This is a genomic window from Streptomyces sp. 130 (assembly GCF_007096885.1).
Taxonomy (GTDB): domain Bacteria; phylum Actinomycetota; class Actinomycetes; order Streptomycetales; family Streptomycetaceae; genus Streptomyces.
Map to the genome: position 1 here is coordinate 23,653 of NZ_VJNO01000038.1, position 15,869 is coordinate 39,521.

At 73.0% G+C, this 15,869-nt stretch carries 15 protein-coding genes; 11 read left to right on the forward strand and 4 right to left on the reverse strand.

Features of this window, described 5'->3' with window-relative positions; translation table 11 throughout:
• Window positions 1-45 precede the first annotated feature (45 nt).
• Window positions 46-3,723, reverse strand: a complete 3,678-nt coding sequence (locus FKN01_RS26095) for a S8 family serine peptidase (protein WP_260697013.1) — start codon at window positions 3,721-3,723, stop codon at window positions 46-48.
• A gap of 242 nt (window positions 3,724-3,965) precedes the next feature.
• Here FKN01_RS26095 and FKN01_RS32645 point away from each other — a divergent pair, with 242 nt between their 5' ends.
• Genes FKN01_RS32645 through FKN01_RS26115 form a run of 5 tightly spaced genes read left to right on the forward strand, consistent with a single transcriptional unit; the run spans window position 3,966 to window position 6,554 of the window.
• Entirely contained in the window at window positions 3,966-4,124 is a 159-nt protein-coding gene (locus tag FKN01_RS32645; protein WP_185992991.1) for a hypothetical protein, read from the forward strand.
• Between the two features lie 11 nt (window positions 4,125-4,135).
• Window positions 4,136-4,966, forward strand: coding sequence for a helix-turn-helix domain-containing protein (locus FKN01_RS26100; RefSeq protein ID WP_143624746.1), 831 nt, complete (start codon window positions 4,136-4,138; stop codon window positions 4,964-4,966).
• Between the two features lie 40 nt (window positions 4,967-5,006).
• Entirely contained in the window at window positions 5,007-5,546 is a 540-nt protein-coding gene (locus tag FKN01_RS26105; RefSeq protein ID WP_143624748.1) for a GNAT family N-acetyltransferase, read from the forward strand.
• 36 nt (window positions 5,547-5,582) lie between these two features.
• Entirely contained in the window at window positions 5,583-5,777 is a 195-nt protein-coding gene (locus FKN01_RS26110) for a hypothetical protein (protein WP_143624750.1), read from the forward strand.
• 42 nt (window positions 5,778-5,819) lie between these two features.
• Window positions 5,820-6,554 (forward strand): Mut7-C RNAse domain-containing protein, encoded by a 735-nt coding sequence (locus tag FKN01_RS26115; protein WP_143624752.1) that lies wholly within the window; start codon window positions 5,820-5,822, stop codon window positions 6,552-6,554.
• Between the two features lie 13 nt (window positions 6,555-6,567).
• On the opposite strand, the gene FKN01_RS26120 is transcribed toward FKN01_RS26115, so the two are convergent.
• The gene (locus FKN01_RS26120) at window positions 6,568-7,050 is read right to left on the reverse strand and encodes a MarR family winged helix-turn-helix transcriptional regulator (RefSeq protein WP_143624754.1); all 483 of its coding nucleotides are present in this window, start codon (window positions 7,048-7,050) and stop codon (window positions 6,568-6,570) included.
• Window positions 7,051-7,171: 121 nt separating this feature from the next.
• On the opposite strand from FKN01_RS26120, the gene FKN01_RS26125 reads away from it, so the two are divergent.
• The 3 genes from FKN01_RS26125 (at window position 7,172) to FKN01_RS26135 (ending at window position 9,356) form a co-directional block, all read left to right on the forward strand.
• The gene (locus FKN01_RS26125) at window positions 7,172-7,507 is read left to right on the forward strand and encodes a YnfA family protein (RefSeq protein ID WP_143624756.1); all 336 of its coding nucleotides are present in this window, start codon (window positions 7,172-7,174) and stop codon (window positions 7,505-7,507) included.
• Between the two features lie 69 nt (window positions 7,508-7,576).
• On the forward strand, window positions 7,577-8,335 hold the full coding sequence (locus tag FKN01_RS26130; RefSeq protein WP_143624758.1) for an SDR family NAD(P)-dependent oxidoreductase: 759 nt from the start codon (window positions 7,577-7,579) through the stop codon (window positions 8,333-8,335).
• Between the two features lie 160 nt (window positions 8,336-8,495).
• Window positions 8,496-9,356, forward strand: coding sequence for a hypothetical protein (locus FKN01_RS26135; protein WP_143624760.1), 861 nt, complete (start codon window positions 8,496-8,498; stop codon window positions 9,354-9,356).
• 39 nt (window positions 9,357-9,395) lie between these two features.
• On the opposite strand, the gene FKN01_RS26140 is transcribed toward FKN01_RS26135, so the two are convergent.
• Window positions 9,396-10,589, reverse strand: a complete 1,194-nt coding sequence (locus FKN01_RS26140) for an RtcB family protein (protein WP_143624762.1) — start codon at window positions 10,587-10,589, stop codon at window positions 9,396-9,398.
• A gap of 171 nt (window positions 10,590-10,760) precedes the next feature.
• Here FKN01_RS26140 and FKN01_RS26145 point away from each other — a divergent pair, with 171 nt between their 5' ends.
• From FKN01_RS26145 to FKN01_RS26155, 3 genes are all read left to right on the forward strand, one after another.
• Complete coding sequence (locus FKN01_RS26145; RefSeq protein ID WP_143624764.1) at window positions 10,761-11,573, forward strand: DUF3558 domain-containing protein; 813 nt, start codon at window positions 10,761-10,763, stop codon at window positions 11,571-11,573.
• Between the two features lie 190 nt (window positions 11,574-11,763).
• On the forward strand, window positions 11,764-12,621 hold the full coding sequence (locus FKN01_RS26150) for a DUF3558 domain-containing protein (RefSeq protein ID WP_143624766.1): 858 nt from the start codon (window positions 11,764-11,766) through the stop codon (window positions 12,619-12,621).
• A gap of 142 nt (window positions 12,622-12,763) precedes the next feature.
• On the forward strand, window positions 12,764-13,987 hold the full coding sequence (locus FKN01_RS26155; RefSeq protein ID WP_143624768.1) for a DUF2637 domain-containing protein: 1,224 nt from the start codon (window positions 12,764-12,766) through the stop codon (window positions 13,985-13,987).
• Between the two features lie 62 nt (window positions 13,988-14,049).
• Here FKN01_RS26155 and lysS read toward each other — a convergent pair whose 3' ends face one another.
• Window positions 14,050-15,810, reverse strand: coding sequence for a lysine--tRNA ligase (lysS, locus tag FKN01_RS26160; RefSeq protein WP_143624770.1), 1,761 nt, complete (start codon window positions 15,808-15,810; stop codon window positions 14,050-14,052).
• Between the last annotated feature and the right edge of the window lie 59 nt (window positions 15,811-15,869).

Consider the following 15,869-nt stretch of genomic DNA (forward strand, 5'->3'; position numbering starts at 1 on the left):
GCCCGGTGTGCCGGACCGCCCCCGCCCCCGTGTCCCCCGTCCGGTTCAGCGCAGCGTGACCGCCCGGACGACGTCCTGCCGGACCGAGAGGCCGCGGGGCGCCGTGGCGGCGGCGCGCAGCGAGAGCGCGGTGGCGTCGCGCGGGGTGCGGAGGTCCGCCGTCCAGCGGCCGTCGCCGGTGCGCTTCAGCTCGGCGTCGCTCCAGGTCGCCCCGTCGTCGTAGGAGACCTGGAGGGTGGCCGTGCGCGCCGTCACGTCACCGGGGAACGTGGCCGCGCTCAGGCCGAGCGCGAGGCGCTTGCCCGCCCGGGCCGTGCCCTGGAGGTCCGTGTCGACGTCGTAGCCGAGGTTCAGCAGCGGCAGGTCCGCGCGGCCGGGCCCGTCGGCGGACAGCGGCGCGTAGTCGAAGCCCCAGGTGGTCTCCGTGCGGACCGAGGTGGTCCAGGGCGCGGCGGGGCGTTCACCGGTCACCGTCAGCTCGTAGGAGCCCGCCGCCAGGTTCGACGCGCGGCCGGACCGGGAGTTGGACGCCGCCACCTGGACGCCGTCGCGGGTCAGCCGGGAGCGGGCCGTGCCGCCGAAGCCGGTGTGGCCGTCACCGCCGCCCGACAGGACCGGGATGTTCCAGTTCAGCAGGGTGCGGTTCTGGTAGACGCCGAAGTCCTTGCCGGCGCGCGGGGCCTGGACCGGCTTGAACCACGCTCCGTCGTACGGCTTCCCGGCGGAGTAGGACGCGGCGTAGCCGCTCTCGCGGTAGCCGGCGGCCGGGCCCAGGCCCTCGTGCTGCTCCCACCAGGTGCCGAGGGCCTGTGTCCCCGGGGTGACGTACTCGGTGACGGTGCGTCCGTAGCGCTCGTAGCTGTCGCCGCCGAGGGCCGGGCCCCAGGCCGGCACGAAGTAGCGCCCGCCGAAGCCGGGCGTGCCGGCCGGCGCGTAGAAGCTGTTGTCCACGCGGGCGAGCTCGTGGTCGTGCGGCCGGTAGACCATGGCCTTCGTGGAAAGGCCGCCCTGGAACTTCTGCACCATGTCGTAGGTGTAGTCCGGGAACTGCCGCTGAGTGGTCTTCAGCTTCTTCCGGCCGGTGCGGGCCTCGGCGATGAGCGTGGCCCCCGGTGTGCGCTCCACCGTGGCGACCGTGACGTCACCGCCTCCGGTGTAGGACTGGTACAGCCTGCCCGGCGCGTCGTTGACGATCAGCAGCATCGCGGCGCCCGCGTCGGCGGCGGCCTGCGCCCGCGCGTTCGCCGTGACCGCGTCGCTCCGTTCGATGACGACGGCCTTGCCGCGCGCGTCGAGCCCCGCGTAGTCGGCGGCGGCGCCCTGTCCCGCGTACACCAGGGGCAGGTTGCGCGTCCCGTCGTGGTAGGCGGTGTCCGACTGGGCGAGCAGGGCGATGTCCGGGCCGCCGCCCGTGCGGGCGTCGAGCGTCTTCTGCCGCATCCGCCAGTGCAGGAACCCGTCCAGCGAACCGTCGGCGGGCTTCGGCGTGGGCGTCAGGTAGACCGAGTCGTAGGCGACCGGCAGCTGCATGGAGCTGGACCAGTCGTGGTCGGCGGCCCCGGGGTAGTCGCGGGCCAGGCCGAAGACCGCCGAGACCGTCTCGCTCTCCCGCTGCGGCACCGCGTACGCCTTGCGGGCCTCGCTCGCGTCGAGGGTGACGGCCGCGCCCGGGTGGTCCGGGCCGAGCGACACCTCGGGCGCGAGCAGGAACGCCGTGCCGAGCGAGTCGGGGCCGTCGCCGGGGACGTCCATGTACGACGAGGCCGTGTAGCGGCCCGGCGGCAGGCGCAGCGTCCGCTCGCCGTCGACGTCGAAGTACTCGGGTGTGGTGGAGGTCGGGTCGTAGAGGACGACCGAGTCCGAGGCGGGCTTGCCGTCGCGGTCCCGCACCTTGATGGTGAAGTCGTACATCTCCCGCTCCTTGAACAGAGCGAACCCGGTGTGGGCGACCACGGCGCCGGTGGCGGCGTCGGTGGCGGCGACCTGGCCGGAGTACGTGGTGCCCGCGGGGACCTTCGACGGGTCGAGGGTCAGCGTGACGTCGGCGGTGGAGCCGGCGGGGAGCCGGAGCCGCGACGCCGACAGCGTGTAGGCGTCCTCGTCGGTGCCGGTGGTGAGGTCGAGCGTGACGTCCCGGTCGCCGTCGTTGCGGTAGGTGATCGTGCGGACGGTCGGCTTCGCGTCGGCGTTCGGCCAGTTGTACGCGGCGGCCTCGACCGAGCCCGTCGCCTCGGTCACCGAGTCCAGGGCGGCGGCCGTGTCGATCCGGCCGGTGCCCACCTCGTAGGGGCTCTCCGCGGTCCGCTCGGAGGTCGTCATCAGCGCGGCCTTGACGCGCTCGCCGCTCCAGTCGGGGTGGCGCTGCTTGAGGATCGCGGCGGCGCCGGAGACGAGCGGGGTGGCCATCGACGTACCGCTCATCGTCCGGTAGAGCCCGCCGGTCCAGCCCGGCACGGACTGCGAGGCGGCGGCCGTGACGTCCACGCCCGGCGCCGACACGTCCGGCTTCAGGCGGTGGCTGCCGTCCAGCGGGCCCTGGCTGGAGAACGCGGCCCGCTCGTCGTGCCCGTCGACGGCTCCGACCGTCAGCGCGGCGGACGCGGCGCCCGGGGCACCGATGCTGCCCGGGTCGTAGGCGTTGCCCGCGGCGATCACGTAGAGCGGGCCGCCGTCCGCCGAGAGGGCGTCCACGGCCAGCGACATCGGGTCGTCCCCGTCGGACGGCTCGGGCGAGCCCAGGCTCATCGAGACGATGTCCGCGCCCTGGGCCTTCGCCCACTCCATGCCCGCGATCGTGTCGGAGTCGGCGCCGGTGCCCGCGTCGGCGAGGACCTTGCCGACCAGCAGCCGGGCGCCGGGCGCCGCGCCCTTCTCCGTGCCGCCGGACGCGGCGCCGGTGCCCGCGATGGTGGACGCGACATGGGTGCCGTGCCCGTTGCCGTCGTCCACGGCCTCACCGTCGACGAAGCTCCGGGACGCCTCGACCTGGCCGGCGAGGTCCGGGTGGTCGAGATCGGCGCCGGTGTCGAGGACGGCGACCCGGACCCCCTTGCCGTCGTAGCCCTTCTGCCAGGCGGCGTTCGCCTTGATCTGCGCGGTGTCGTCCGCGAGCGAGGCCGTCACCCGGCCGTCGAGCCAGAGCTTGCCGATGCCTCCGGCCAGCGTGTCCGGGGCGGCGCCGGGGGCCACGGCCTTCCAGAAGGTCCGGGCGCGGTCCTTGTCGGCGTGCAGCGCGCTCGCGTCGATCGAGCCGAGCGTGCGCACCCGCGCCGCGCCCTCGGGCACCGCCGGGGGCCGGGCCGACCGGCCGCGCCCGGAGGCCGTCGCGATGAGCGGGACGGAACCGGCGCGGGCGTCGTCGTAACCCATCGCCACCAGACCGGTGACGTCGAACAGGCGGGGGTCCAGCCGGTCGGCGGCCAGCAGCGGCATGGCCCGCTCCGGCACCACGAAGGTGTGCCCGCCCTGGGTCTGGACCTGTACGCCGCCCGAGGCGCCGTCCGCGGGATCGACCGTCACGATGTCGTGGTCGCCGGGCAGATCGGTGAAGTGGACGACGTCACCGGTGACCAGGGTGATGTCGTACGACGCACCGGTGGAACCGCTCGCCGCCGGGGTGGCGACGGGCTCGGCAGCCGCGGCCGGCACCCCGGCCCATCCGGTGAGCGCCATGGTCAGCGCTGTGGCCGCCGGAAGGTACCGGCGCCTGGGTATGGATCTCATGACACGGGTTTAACGAGCGGGGCCCCGCCCTGCACAGGGGTGACCGGTGTCGGATCGCCGTCATGGCGGAAACCGGACGGTTGCCCGAAGGGGTACGCGTCACCGCCCCCACCTGCGCTCACGTGCTCGAAGGACACCTGTCGGCCGGCCGGTTCCGGCCATGGAATGGCCAAAGAATGATCTTCAGCCGGGCCGCCCGACGTGCCGATGCAGGAGGCACCGCCCTCCCGAAGGAGGCTGCCATGGGCGACACACTCCTGACCCTGTCCATCCCCGCGCTGCTCCTCGCCAGCGGCCTCTACACGGTGGCGAGCACCTGGTGGCGGCGCAGGCGTCCCGCGCCGCCCTCCCCGTACACACAGCAGGCCGCGCGACTGGCCGAGGGCCGCGAGCGCTCGTAGGATCTGCCGTCGTGGCCGCTCACGGAGGCCCCCGGCGCGACACCCGGGGCATCGTCGACGCGCCCGAACTGTTCGCGCACGTGCGGTTCCGGCGCCGCGAGCCCGCGCCCGGGCTGCGCCGGTATCTGGAGCACTACTGGCTGATCGACTGGGACCTCACCCAGCCGTACGCCTCGCATCTCGTCCCGCACCCGAGCGTCAACCTCGTCTTCGAGCGGTACCCGGGCTGCGGCGACGAGGACGCGGGGTACGCCGAGGTCTCGGGCATCGGCCTGGAGCTGTTCACGCAGAAGCTGGAGGGGCGCGGGCGGGTCTGCGGGGCGCAGTTCCGGCCGGGCGGCTTCCGGCCGTTCGCGCCCGGCGCGCCGGTCTCGCGGTGGACGGGCCGGCGCCTCCCGGCGGCCGACGTGTTCGCGCCGGCGGCGCCGCCCGCGCCGCCCGCCGCCGTGCTGGACCCGGCGGCCGAGGACGACCGGGTCGCCGCGCTCGACGCGTACCTGCTGGCGCTCGGCCCCGAGCCCGACCCGCGCGCCGATCTCGCGATGGACCTGGTGGACCTGGTGCGCACCGACCGCACCGTCCTGCGCGTCGACGGGCTCGCCCGCGCCGAGGGCGTGTCGGCGCGCTCGCTGCAACGGCTGTTCGCCGCGTACGTGGGGGTCGGCCCCAAGTGGGTCATCCTGCGCTACCGCATCCACGAGGCGCTGGAACGCGCCGGCGCGGACCCGGACGTGGACTGGGCGGCCCTCGCCGCCGACCTCGGCTACAGCGACCAGGCGCACCTGGTCCGGGACTTCACGGCGACGCTCGGCGTCCCGCCGACCGCGCTGGGCGCCCGCTGAAGGCCGCCTCCCTGTCGGTGCCGGGTCCTACAGTGCGGCCATGACCTCTGTGCAGCACGCCGCGGCGCCCTCCGTACGCATCGAGCCCTGGTCCGACGACGACCTGGACCTGCTCCGCCGGGCCAACGCGCCGGAGCTGATGGCCCACCTGGGCGGGCCGGAGACGGAGGCGCAGCTGACGGCGCGCCATGCCCGTTACGTCGCGCTCAGCGCCGACCGGACGGGCCGGGGCCGGATGTTCCGCGTCGCCCTGGCCGGCGGGGCGGAGGCCGTGGGCACCATCGGCTTCTGGGAGCGGCCCTGGCGGGACCGGGAGGTGTACGAGACGGGCTGGACGGTCCTGCCGGAGTTCCAGGGCCGGGGCATCGCCTCGGCCGCCACGCGCGCGGTGGCCGACGCGGCGCGCGCCGCCCACAAGCACCGCTATCTGCACGCCTATCCGTCCGTGGAGAACGGCCCGTCGAACGGCGTCTGCCGCAAGGTGGGCTTCACGCTGCTCGGCGAGTGCGAGATCGAGTACCCGCCGGGCCGTCCGCTCCTCACCAACGACTGGCGGCTGGACCTGCGCGCGGACGCCTGACCCACGCGTTTGACGGGTGACGCCCCCTCCGGGACATTGACCTGCGTAGCGCGATGCACGCACGACGCGCTCACCCATGGCGGGGGCGGCGGGAGGCCCATCCCCACGCTCGTCACCGGCTGCCGCGGCCGCGTCGGCACCGCGCTCACCGCCCTCCCGCACCGGGGCGGCCGCCCCGCCCGCGCCTTCGCCACCCGGGCCGCCGAGCACGCCGCCGCCCTCCGGCCCTGAAATCCATGGTCACCGCGGGACCCCCGATGGCATCCTGACCGGGTGAACGGACCGGAGATCCACCTCGAAGTCGCCCCCGAGCTCAGGCTCTTCGTGGCCCACGGGCGCCGGCAGGGGCGGACACCGGTGGCCACCGACGGCGCGTCCACGCTCGGCCATGTCGTCGAGTCCCTGGGCATCCCGCTCACCGAGGCCGGCGAACTCCTCGTGGACGGCCGCCCGGCCCCCGCCTCGCACATCCCGGCCGCCGGGGAGCTGGTCGAGGTCCGCCCGGTGCACCGCCCGCAGCACGTGCCGGGGGCGCCCCTGCGCTTCCTGCTCGACGTCCACCTCGGGACCCTCGCCCGCCGGCTGCGGCTGCTCGGCGTCGACGCCGCGTACGAGAGCGAGGACATCGGCGACCCCGCCCTGGCCGCGCTCTCCGCGAAGGAGCGGCGCGTCCTGCTCTCCCGGGACCGGGGGCTGCTGCACCGCCGCGAGCTCTGGGCGGGGGCGTACGTCTACAGCGACCGGCCCGACGAGCAGCTGCGGGACGTGCTGGAGCGGTTCGCCCCGGCGCTCGCCCCGTGGACCCGGTGCACCGCCTGCAACGGCCCGCTGACGGCGGCCGACAAGGACACGGTCGGCCCGCACCTGGAACACGGGACGCGGCGGACGTACGACGTGTTCGCGCAGTGCGTGGAGTGCGGGCGGGTCTACTGGCGCGGCGCTCACCACGCCCGGCTGGAGGCGATCGTCGCGGAAGCGGTCCGCGACTTCGGCCCGGTGGCGGGCTGAGAGCGGCGCCCGGTCAGGCGTCGCCGTCCCGGAGCCGCGCGATCTGCGTCGTGCTCAGCTCCACGGTCCGCCGCATGTGGCCGAGCAGCAGGGCGACCTCCTCGTCGTCGTACGCGTCGAACAGCGCGTCCCAGCCGGCGTTCAGCCGCTTCCACACCGCGCCGAACTCCGCCATCCGCTCGGGCACGGTCGCCACGAGCACCCGCCGCCGGTCCGCGGTGTCCCGCGCCCGGGTCACGTAACCGGCCCGCACGAGCCGGTCCACCAGCCGGGTCGCCGAGCCGGTGGTGAGCCCGGTCAGCTCGGCGACCCGGCCCGTGGTGACGGGCGCCGGCTCCAGGCCGAGCAGGTTCAGGCACTGGAGGTCGGTCGGGTGCAGCCCCAGCCGGTCGGCGACGGCCTGGTTGAACAGCGCGTACGCGGCCGTGCAGCGCCGCCGCACGACGGACATCTCGGCCAGCAGGGCGCTGCGGTCGGGGGACTGCTTCGGCGGCATGCGGAGAGTGTACGAAGCCCCGGGGGGCCCGCCCGGCACGCGTACGGGCCCCGCGTGGCCGGCGCGGAGCACCTCGTGTCCGGCGCGTCGCGCGGCGCACCGCCCGTGACACCCTGCTCCCATGTCCGTGCTCCGCTCCGTCGCCCTGTTCGTCCTCGCCGCGCTGTTCGAGATCGGCGGCGCCTGGCTCGTCTGGCAGGGCGTGCGCGAGCACCGGGGGTGGGCCTGGATCGGCGCGGGGATCATCGCGCTGGGCACGTACGGCTTCGTGGCGACGCTTCAGCCGGACGGCGAGTTCGGGCGGGTGCTCGCGGCCTACGGCGGGGTCTTCGTGGCGGGCTCGATCGCCTGGGGCGCGGTCGCCGACGGCTACCGGCCGGACCGCTGGGACGTGACCGGAGCGCTGGTCTGCCTGGCCGGGATGGCCGTGATCATGTACGCCCCCCGCAACCACTGACCCGGGCCCGGCCTGCCTATCCTGGCCCCGTTCGACCGTACCGTTCAGCCGTCCGAGGAGAGCCCGACCATGGCCGCAACCCCCATCGCCGTCGTCACCGGAGCGAGCAGCGGCATCGGCGCCGCGACCGCCCGGCAGCTGGCGGCCTCCGGCTACCGCGTCGTGCTCACCGCCCGCCGCAAGGACCGCATCGAGGCCCTGGCCGCCGAGATCACCGAGGCCGGCCACCAGGCGACGGCCTACGCGCTGGACGTGACCGACCGCGCGGCGGTGGACGAGTTCGCCACCGCCTTCCGCTCCCTGGCCGTCCTGGTGAACAACGCGGGCGGCGCGCTGGGCGCCGACCCGGTCGCCACGGGTGACCCGCAGGACTGGCGCCAGATGTACGAGACGAACGTCATCGGCACCCTCAACGTGACCCAGGCCCTCCTGCCCGCCCTCACCGCGAGCGGCGACGGCACGGTGGTCATCCTCTCCTCGACGGCCGGCCTCTCCACCTACGAGGGCGGCGGCGGCTACGTGGCCGCCAAGCACGGCGAACACGTCCTGGCCGAGACCCTGCGCCTGGAGATCGTCGGCACCCCGGTCCGCGTCATCGAGATCGCCCCGGGCATGGTCAAGACCGAGGAGTTCGCCACCACCCGCTTCCGCGGCGACACGGACAAGGCCGCCAAGGTCTACGCGGGCGTCGAGGCCCCCCTCACCGCCGACGACGTGGCCGACACGATCAACTGGGCGGTCACCCGCCCCAGCCACGTCAACATCGACCTCCTGGTGGTCCGCCCCCGAGCCCAGGCATCCAACTCGAAGGTGCACCGCACCAGCTGACCTCTCCGAGGTCCGTCACCCGTCCGAGGGAAAGCTCCCCGATCGCCGGAAACAGCGCAGATCACCGGCATACGGTCGGTCACAACTTCATACAGAGCGGCTCTCGGCCCGGGATTGCAGCCCGGCCGAGAGCCTGACCACCAAGGAAGTGGAGCTTCCCGTGGCCGAGCACGACCCTAACGCCCTCGCGCTTTTCGACACCGGCCTTCCGGCGCCCCGCACGAGCGGATTCATGGATCTCACCGATCCCGAGTACAGCTACATGTTCGGCTTCGTCCAAGCCGATGGTCACCTGGCCGCCGGAGCAGGCAGGAAAGGCCGCCTCACCGTCGAGATCAACGTGCGGGACATCGCCATCCTCCGCGAGTTCCAGCGGCTCACCCCGTACAACTCCAGCATCAACGAACGCGTCCGGGCCACCAACTTCTCCGAGAGTCACCACTCGGCGATCTGGACCCTCTGCTCACTCGAAGCCCGGACCGTGATGAACGAACTCGGCCTTCCCTACGGCCGCAAGTCTCGACGTATCCAGCCGCCGCGCGTCGACTTCTCCCCACGCGACTACCTTCGGGGCGTGATCGACGCCGACGGTTCGCTCGGCTACACCGCCCAGGGCTTCCCGTTCGTATCGCTCACCACGGCCAGCACGGCCGTGGGCGCGTACCTCTGCTTCTACGCGAAAAAGGTCACCGGCACTCGGCGTTCGATCGCGCGGAACAGCCGGGACGGCGTCTACAACATCCTGTACACGATGGAGGCCGCTGTGACGCTGGCCGAGCACTTCTACTATCCGGGGTGCCTCGCGCTGCCTCGCAAGCGGGCGTCCGCCACGTCCCTCTCCGCCTGGCAGCGTCCGCCAGGACTCAAGCCTCGCGCCAGGAACCGACGCTGGAAGGCCTGGGAGGACGAACTGCTCCTGCGATCGGGAGACGCGGCGGCCGCAGCGGTGGAGCTCGACCGCACCACGGCCAGCTGTTCGGTCCGGCTGTGGCGGCTGAGATCAGGGCAGATCCAGAGCTGAACCGTTGGGCGAAGGCGGGAGGCCCCGGCCTGCCCGCCCTCAGCCCTTCACGCAGATGACCTGCTTCACCTTGGCGACGACCTCCACCAGGTCCCGCTGCTGCTCCATGACCTGCTCGATCGGCTTGTACGCGGCGGGGATCTCGTCCACAACACCGGAGTCCTTGCGGCACTCCACGCCCTGCGTCTGCGCCGCCAGATCCTTCGCGGAGAACCGCTTCTTCGCCGCGTTCCGGCTCATCCGGCGGCCGGCGCCGTGCGAGGCCGAGTTGAACGCCTTCTCGTTGCCGAGGCCCTTCACGATGTACGTGGCCGTGCCCATGGACCCCGGGATGATGCCCAGCTCCCCCGCACCGGCCCGGATGGCGCCCTTGCGGGTCACCAGCAGGTCCATGCCCTCGTAACGCTCTTCCGCGACGTAGTTGTGGTGGCAGCTGACCTCCTGCTCGAAGGTCACCTTCGCCTTCTTGAACTCCTTGCGGATGACGTTCTTCAGCAGCGCCATCATGGTCGCGCGGTTGTACTTCGCGTACTCCTGCGCCCAGAACAGGTCGTTGCGGTAGTCCCGCATCGGCTCGGTGTCCGCGAGGAAGACGGCCAGATCGCGGTCGACCAGGCCCTGGTTGTGAGCCAGCCCCTGCGCCCGGCCGATGTGGAAGTCGGCCAGTTCCTTGCCGATCGCACGGGAGCCGGAGTGCAGCGTGAGCCACACCGCTCCGGACTCGTCCAGCGAGACCTCGATGTGGTGATTGCCCCCGCCGAGCGTTCCCATCTGCTTTGTGGCACGTTCCTGACGGAATTTGACCGCTTCGGCCACCCCGTCGAACCGCCCCCAGAAGTCGTCCCAGCCCCCGGCCGCCAGGCCGTACAGGCCGGACGGGTCGACCGGGTCGTCGTGCATCCCGCGGCCGACCGGGATGGCCTGCTCGATCTTCGAGCGGAGGCCGGACAGGTCGCCCGGGAGGTCGTTCGCGGTCAGCGAGGTCTTCACCGCGGACATGCCGCAGCCGATGTCCACGCCGACCGCCGCCGGGCAGACCGCGCCGTGCATGGCGATCACCGAGCCGACCGTGGCGCCCTTGCCGAAGTGGACGTCGGGCATCACGGCCAGGCCCTTGATCCAGGGCAGCGTGGCGACGTTGCGCAGCTGCTGCATCGCCACGTCCTCGACCGACGCCGGGTCGGTCCACATCCGGATGGGAACCTTCGCACCCGGTACCTCTACATACGACATAACCCCTCGATTCCCCCGTAAAAGTCTGAAAGCGCAAAACCGGCGCCAAGATCGGCAAATGAGTCGGCCGACCGGCGTTCACAGCGGCGCGTGCGATACACATTGTGTCCACCGGCCGCCATCGGGCGGCAACCGTTTTTCGCACGAAGGGAGCCCAGGACCGTGCGACGAATGGCGTACGCGACCGGCGCCGTGCTCATCGCAGCGCTCGCCGCCGGCTGCACCGGCGATTCCGGAAGCGGCGATTCCGATCCCGACGGCAAGCCGAGTACGCCGACCGTCTCCTCCGCTCCCCCGGGCAAGTACCGCACCCTCCCCGACGCCTGCCGCGCCATCCCGCGCGCCACCCTCAAGGACCTCCTGCCCGGCACCGCCGACATGCCCGAGGCCCAGCAGGACAAGGTGTTCGAGGGCGCGGCCACGGTCACGTACGACACCGACCGGCGGATCGGCTGCCGCTGGAAGTCCGACGCCCCCGAGGGCACCCGCGGCATCCACCTGGACTTCGAGCGCGTCGTCTCCTACGACACCGCGGTGAGCGACGACGACCGCGCCCGCGAGGTGTACGCGAAGAAGGAGACCGCCGCCGACCTGCCCGACTCCGGCCTGCCGCCCGAGAGCCCCGACGCCTCCCCGTCCGGCTCCGGCGCCCCGGACGCGGACACGGAGGACCCGGACGGCACCGGCGAGTCCGGGGACGCCGACGGCACCGGCGGCGCCGGCGCCGGGAGCCCCGCCGACAGCCTCCAGCCCCGGCTGCTGGACAAGCTGGGCGACAGCGCGTTCCTGGACGACGCGCTCAGCCGGGCCGGCTCCCCCGCCCGCCACCGCACCGTGAGCGTGGTGTTCCGCACATCCAACGTCATCGTGACCGTCGAGTACACCGCCCAGCCGGCCATGCCCACCGATGTCCCCGACAGCAAGGAACTCCAGGAGAAGGCCCAGGCACTGGCCCGCCAGCTGGTCGACTCGTTCAACGACTGACGCCTCCGGCGCCCCGCCGGGGCCGCCCGCGCACCGCTCCCCGCGCCCGCCGGCGAAAGCGGCATCCGGTCGCCGTCCGTCGTACCGTGGCCCTCCGGAGCCACCGGCGGCCGATCGCCGCGGCCTGTCTCCGCCCGGCTACCGCCGCACCCCCGTCCCCCGACCGCCGCGCCATCCGAGTGAAGGAACCATGCACCGATCAGCCCCGCGACTCACCCGCATACTCGCCTGCGCCGCCGTCCCGGTGATGCTCGTCGTCGCCGGCTGCTCGTCGGACTCCGACGACAAGAAGGAGGCGGACTCCTCCGCCTCCGCCTCGCCGGAAGCGACGAAGTCGGAACCGGCCGTCGAGCCGGCGAAGTTCGCCGAGCTGCCCGACCCCTGCAAGGCGATCGAGGCGAAGACCGTCAAGTCCCTGGTCCCCTCGGCCAAGAGCAAGAACGGCACCCGCAGCAAGTCCAGCGACACGTCCGTCCGCGGCGGCTGCTCCTGGAACGGGCTGGCCGACAAGGGCGTCAAGGGCTCCCAGTACCGCTGGCTGGACGTGGGCTTCACCCGCTTCGCCTCCGACCAGACCCTGGGCAGCGGGGCCGCCCGCGCCGGCGAGGAGTTCGACAAGCAGATCAAGAGGACCGAGGCGACCGACGGCGCGAAGAACGTCGCGACCGGGTCCGTCAGCGGCATCGGCGACCAGGCCACGAAGATCACGTACGACCAGTCCAAGACGGACGAGGACTTCCGGTTCACGACGATCGTCGCCCGTACGGGGAACGTCGTCGTGGTCGTCAACTACAACGGCGCCGGTTACGCCGGTTCGAAGACGCCGTCCGCCGAGACCATCCTGAAGGGCGCCACGATGGCCGCCGAGGACGCGGTCGCGGCCGTCGCCGACGCGAACGCCGGCGGCGCCGGCAGCCCGAAGGCGACCGGCAAGGCAACTGACAAGGCGACCGGCGCGGCGACCGACAAGGCGACTGACGAGGCGTCCGACGACTCCTCCAAGAAGTCGCCCCAGAAGCCCAGTTCGCCGGCCAAGACCAAGTCCTGACAGCGACACCCGCGACCGCCCCGCCCCTCCCCCCGCGACACCTCTCGCACACATGTGCCAGGCTGTGCCCGCCGGAAACAAGCCCCCGGCGACGAGCACGGACGAGGACAAGGGAACAGGGAGGGGATGGGGGGTGGCTGCCATGCAGCTGACGCGCACGCATCGGGTGCTGATCGGTCTGGTCGTGGCCGGCGCGGTGCTGATCGCCGCGATCGGTTTCGCCGGTTCGTACGCGGCGGTGCGCGAGCTGGCCCTGAGCAAGGGGTTCGGCGACTTCTCGCTGGTCTTCCCGATCGGCATCGACGCGGGCATCTGCGTCCTGCTCGCCCTGGACCTGCTCCTCACCTGGCTGCGCATCCCGTTCCCGCTGCTGCGCCAGACGGCCTGGCTGCTGACGGCCGCGACGATCGCCTTCAACGGCGCCGCCGCCTGGCCCGACCCGCTCGGCGTCGGCATGCACGCGGTCATCCCCGTCCTCTTCGTCGTCGCCGTCGAGGCCGCCCGCCACGCCGTGGGCCGGATCGCGGACATCACGGCCGACAAGCACATGGAGGGCGTCCGCCTCACCCGGTGGCTGCTGTCGCCGGTCCCCACCTTCCGGCTCTGGCGCCGCATGAAGCTGTGGGAGCTCCGCAGCTACGAGCAGGTCATCAAGCTGGAGCAGGACCGCCTGATCTACCAGGCCCGCCTCCAGGCCCGCTACGGCCGCTCCTGGCGGCGCAAGGCGCCCGTCGAGTCCCTGATGCCGCTGCGCCTCGCGAAGTACGGCGTCCCGCTCGCCGAGACCGGCCCGGCCGGCCTGGCCGCCGCCGGCATCGAACCGGCCCTCCTGCCGCCGGCCCCGCAACCGGCCGACCCGGAGCCCAGGCCCGCGCCCCTGCCGGAACCGGTGCCCGCCGCGCCCGCCGTGGAGACGGCCCAGCAGCACCCGGAGCTGCCGCTGACGGCGGCCCCGGAGCAGCCCGCCGCCGACGACAACCCCTGGTTCCCGGCCCAGGCCACCGCCAAGGTGTACGAGGGCGGCTACGACCCCACCTTCGACCCGTCCCTCGCGGCGCCCGCGCCGGAGCCGGAGCCGGAACCGGTGCCCGCGCCGGCACAGGAGCCGGAGCCCGTCCAGGACCCCGCGCAGCAGTGGACGCAGGAGTGGACGCGGGAGGACGAGGAGTTCGCGGAGATCGCGTACGAGGTGTTCTCCGCGTTCATCGCCGAGAACAACGACTACCCGAGCGTCGCGGTCCTCGACATACACCTGACGGACGGGCACAACGTCCGCCACCCGCGCAGCGAGGCGCTGATCCGGCAGCTGATGCCGGCCTTCAAGCAGCGGTACCACCAGGAGCTGGAAGCCGAACACATCGCCTGAGCGCGCGAACGCACGAGGGGCCGCCTCCCACGCGGGAGGCGGCCCCTTCGGCGTATCCGCGGTTACGCGCCCAGCAGCCGGCGCACCCGGTCCGCCCCCACCGCGAGCAGCAGCGTGGGCAGGCGCGGGCCCGTGTCGCGGCTGACGAGCAGCCGATAGAGCAGGGCGAAGAAGGACCGCTGGGCGGTCTTCAGCTCGGGCGTCGGCTTGGCGTCGGGCTCGAGCCCCGCGAGGACCTTCGGCACGCCGTAGACGAGCGTGGTCAGGCCGTCGAGGGACCAGTGCGTGTCCAGCCCTTCCAGGAGCAGGCGCAGCGACTCGCGCCCCTGGTCGTCGAGCGAGCCGAGCAGCTCCTTGTCCGGCTCGTCGCGCACGATGGTGCGGGCCTCGGCCGGGACCTGGGTGGTGATCCAGCTCTCGGCGCGGTCGAGGCGCGGGCGGGCCTCGTCCAGCGAGGTGAGCGGGTTCGCCGGGTCCAGTTCGCTGAGGATGCGCAGCGTCTGGTCCTCGGCGCCGGCGGTGATGTCGGCGACCGAGGCGAGGGTGCGGTAGGGCAGCGGGCGCGGCGTGCTCGGCAGCGGGCCGGCGGCCGTGCCGGTCGCGCGGCTGTAGGCGGCGGCGTCGGCCGGGAGGACCGTGCCGTCGGCGACCTTGCGGGCCAGCGAGTCCCACTCGTCGTAGAGCCGCTGGATCTCCTGGTCGAAGGCGATCTTGAAGGACTGGTTGGGCTTGCGGCGGGCGTAGAGCCAGCGCAGCAGCGGGGCCTCCATGATCTTCAGGGCGTCGGCGGGGGTGGGCACGCCGCCCTTGGAGGAGGACATCTTCGCCATGCCGGAGATCCCGACGAAGGCGTACATGGGCCCGATCGGCTGGACGCCGTCGAAGACCTCGCGGACGATCTGGCCGCCGACGACGAAGGAGGAGCCGGGCGAGGAGTGGTCGACGCCGCTGGGCTCGAAGACCACGCCCTCGTAGGCCCAGCGCATGGGCCAGTCGACCTTCCAGACCAGCTTGCCCCGGTTGAACTCGCTGAGCCGGACGGTCTCGGCGAAGCCGCAGGCGGTGCAGGTGTAGTTCAGCTCGGTGGTGTCGTCGTCGTACGAGGTGACGGTGGTGAGGTCCTTCTCGCAGTTGCCGCAGTAGGGCTTGTACGGGAAGTAGCCGGCGGAGCCGCCGCTGCCGTCGTCCTCACTGGCCGCGCCGGATCCCGCCTCGGCCTCCAGCTCGGCCTCGTCCACCTTCTTCTGCTGCGGCTTCTTGCCGCCCTTGCCGGCCGCCGCGGGGTCCTTCTTGGTGCGGTAGCGGTCGAGGATGGCGTCGATGTCCGCGCGGTGGCGCATGGCGTGCAGGATCTGCTCGCGGTAGGTGCCGGCGAGGTACTGCTCCGTCTGGCTGATCGGGTCGTACTCGACGCCCAGCTCGGCCAGGGACGCGGTCATGGCGGCCTTGAAGTGCTCGGCCCAGTTCGGGTACGCGGACCCGGCCGGGGCGGGCACCGAGGTCAGCGGCTTGCCGATGTGCTCGGCCCAGGACGCGTCGATGCCGGGGACGCCGTTCGGCACCTTGCGGTAGCGGTCGTAGTCGTCCCAGGAGATCAGGTGGCGCACGGTGTGGCCGCGGCGGCGGATCTCGTCGGCGACCAGGTGCGGGGTCATGACCTCGCGGAGGTTGCCCAGGTGGATCGGGCCCGACGGGGAGAGGCCGGAGGCGACGACGACCGGTTTGCCAGGCGCACGACGCTCCGATTCGGCGATGACCTCGTCCGCGAAGCGGGAGACCCAGTCGGTCTCGGTGCTGCTCTGACTCTGAGCCACGGTCGGCACGTCCTTCTCTCGTGTAGGACTCGTAGGGGCACCTCCCATTCTCCCAGGTGCGGGCCGCG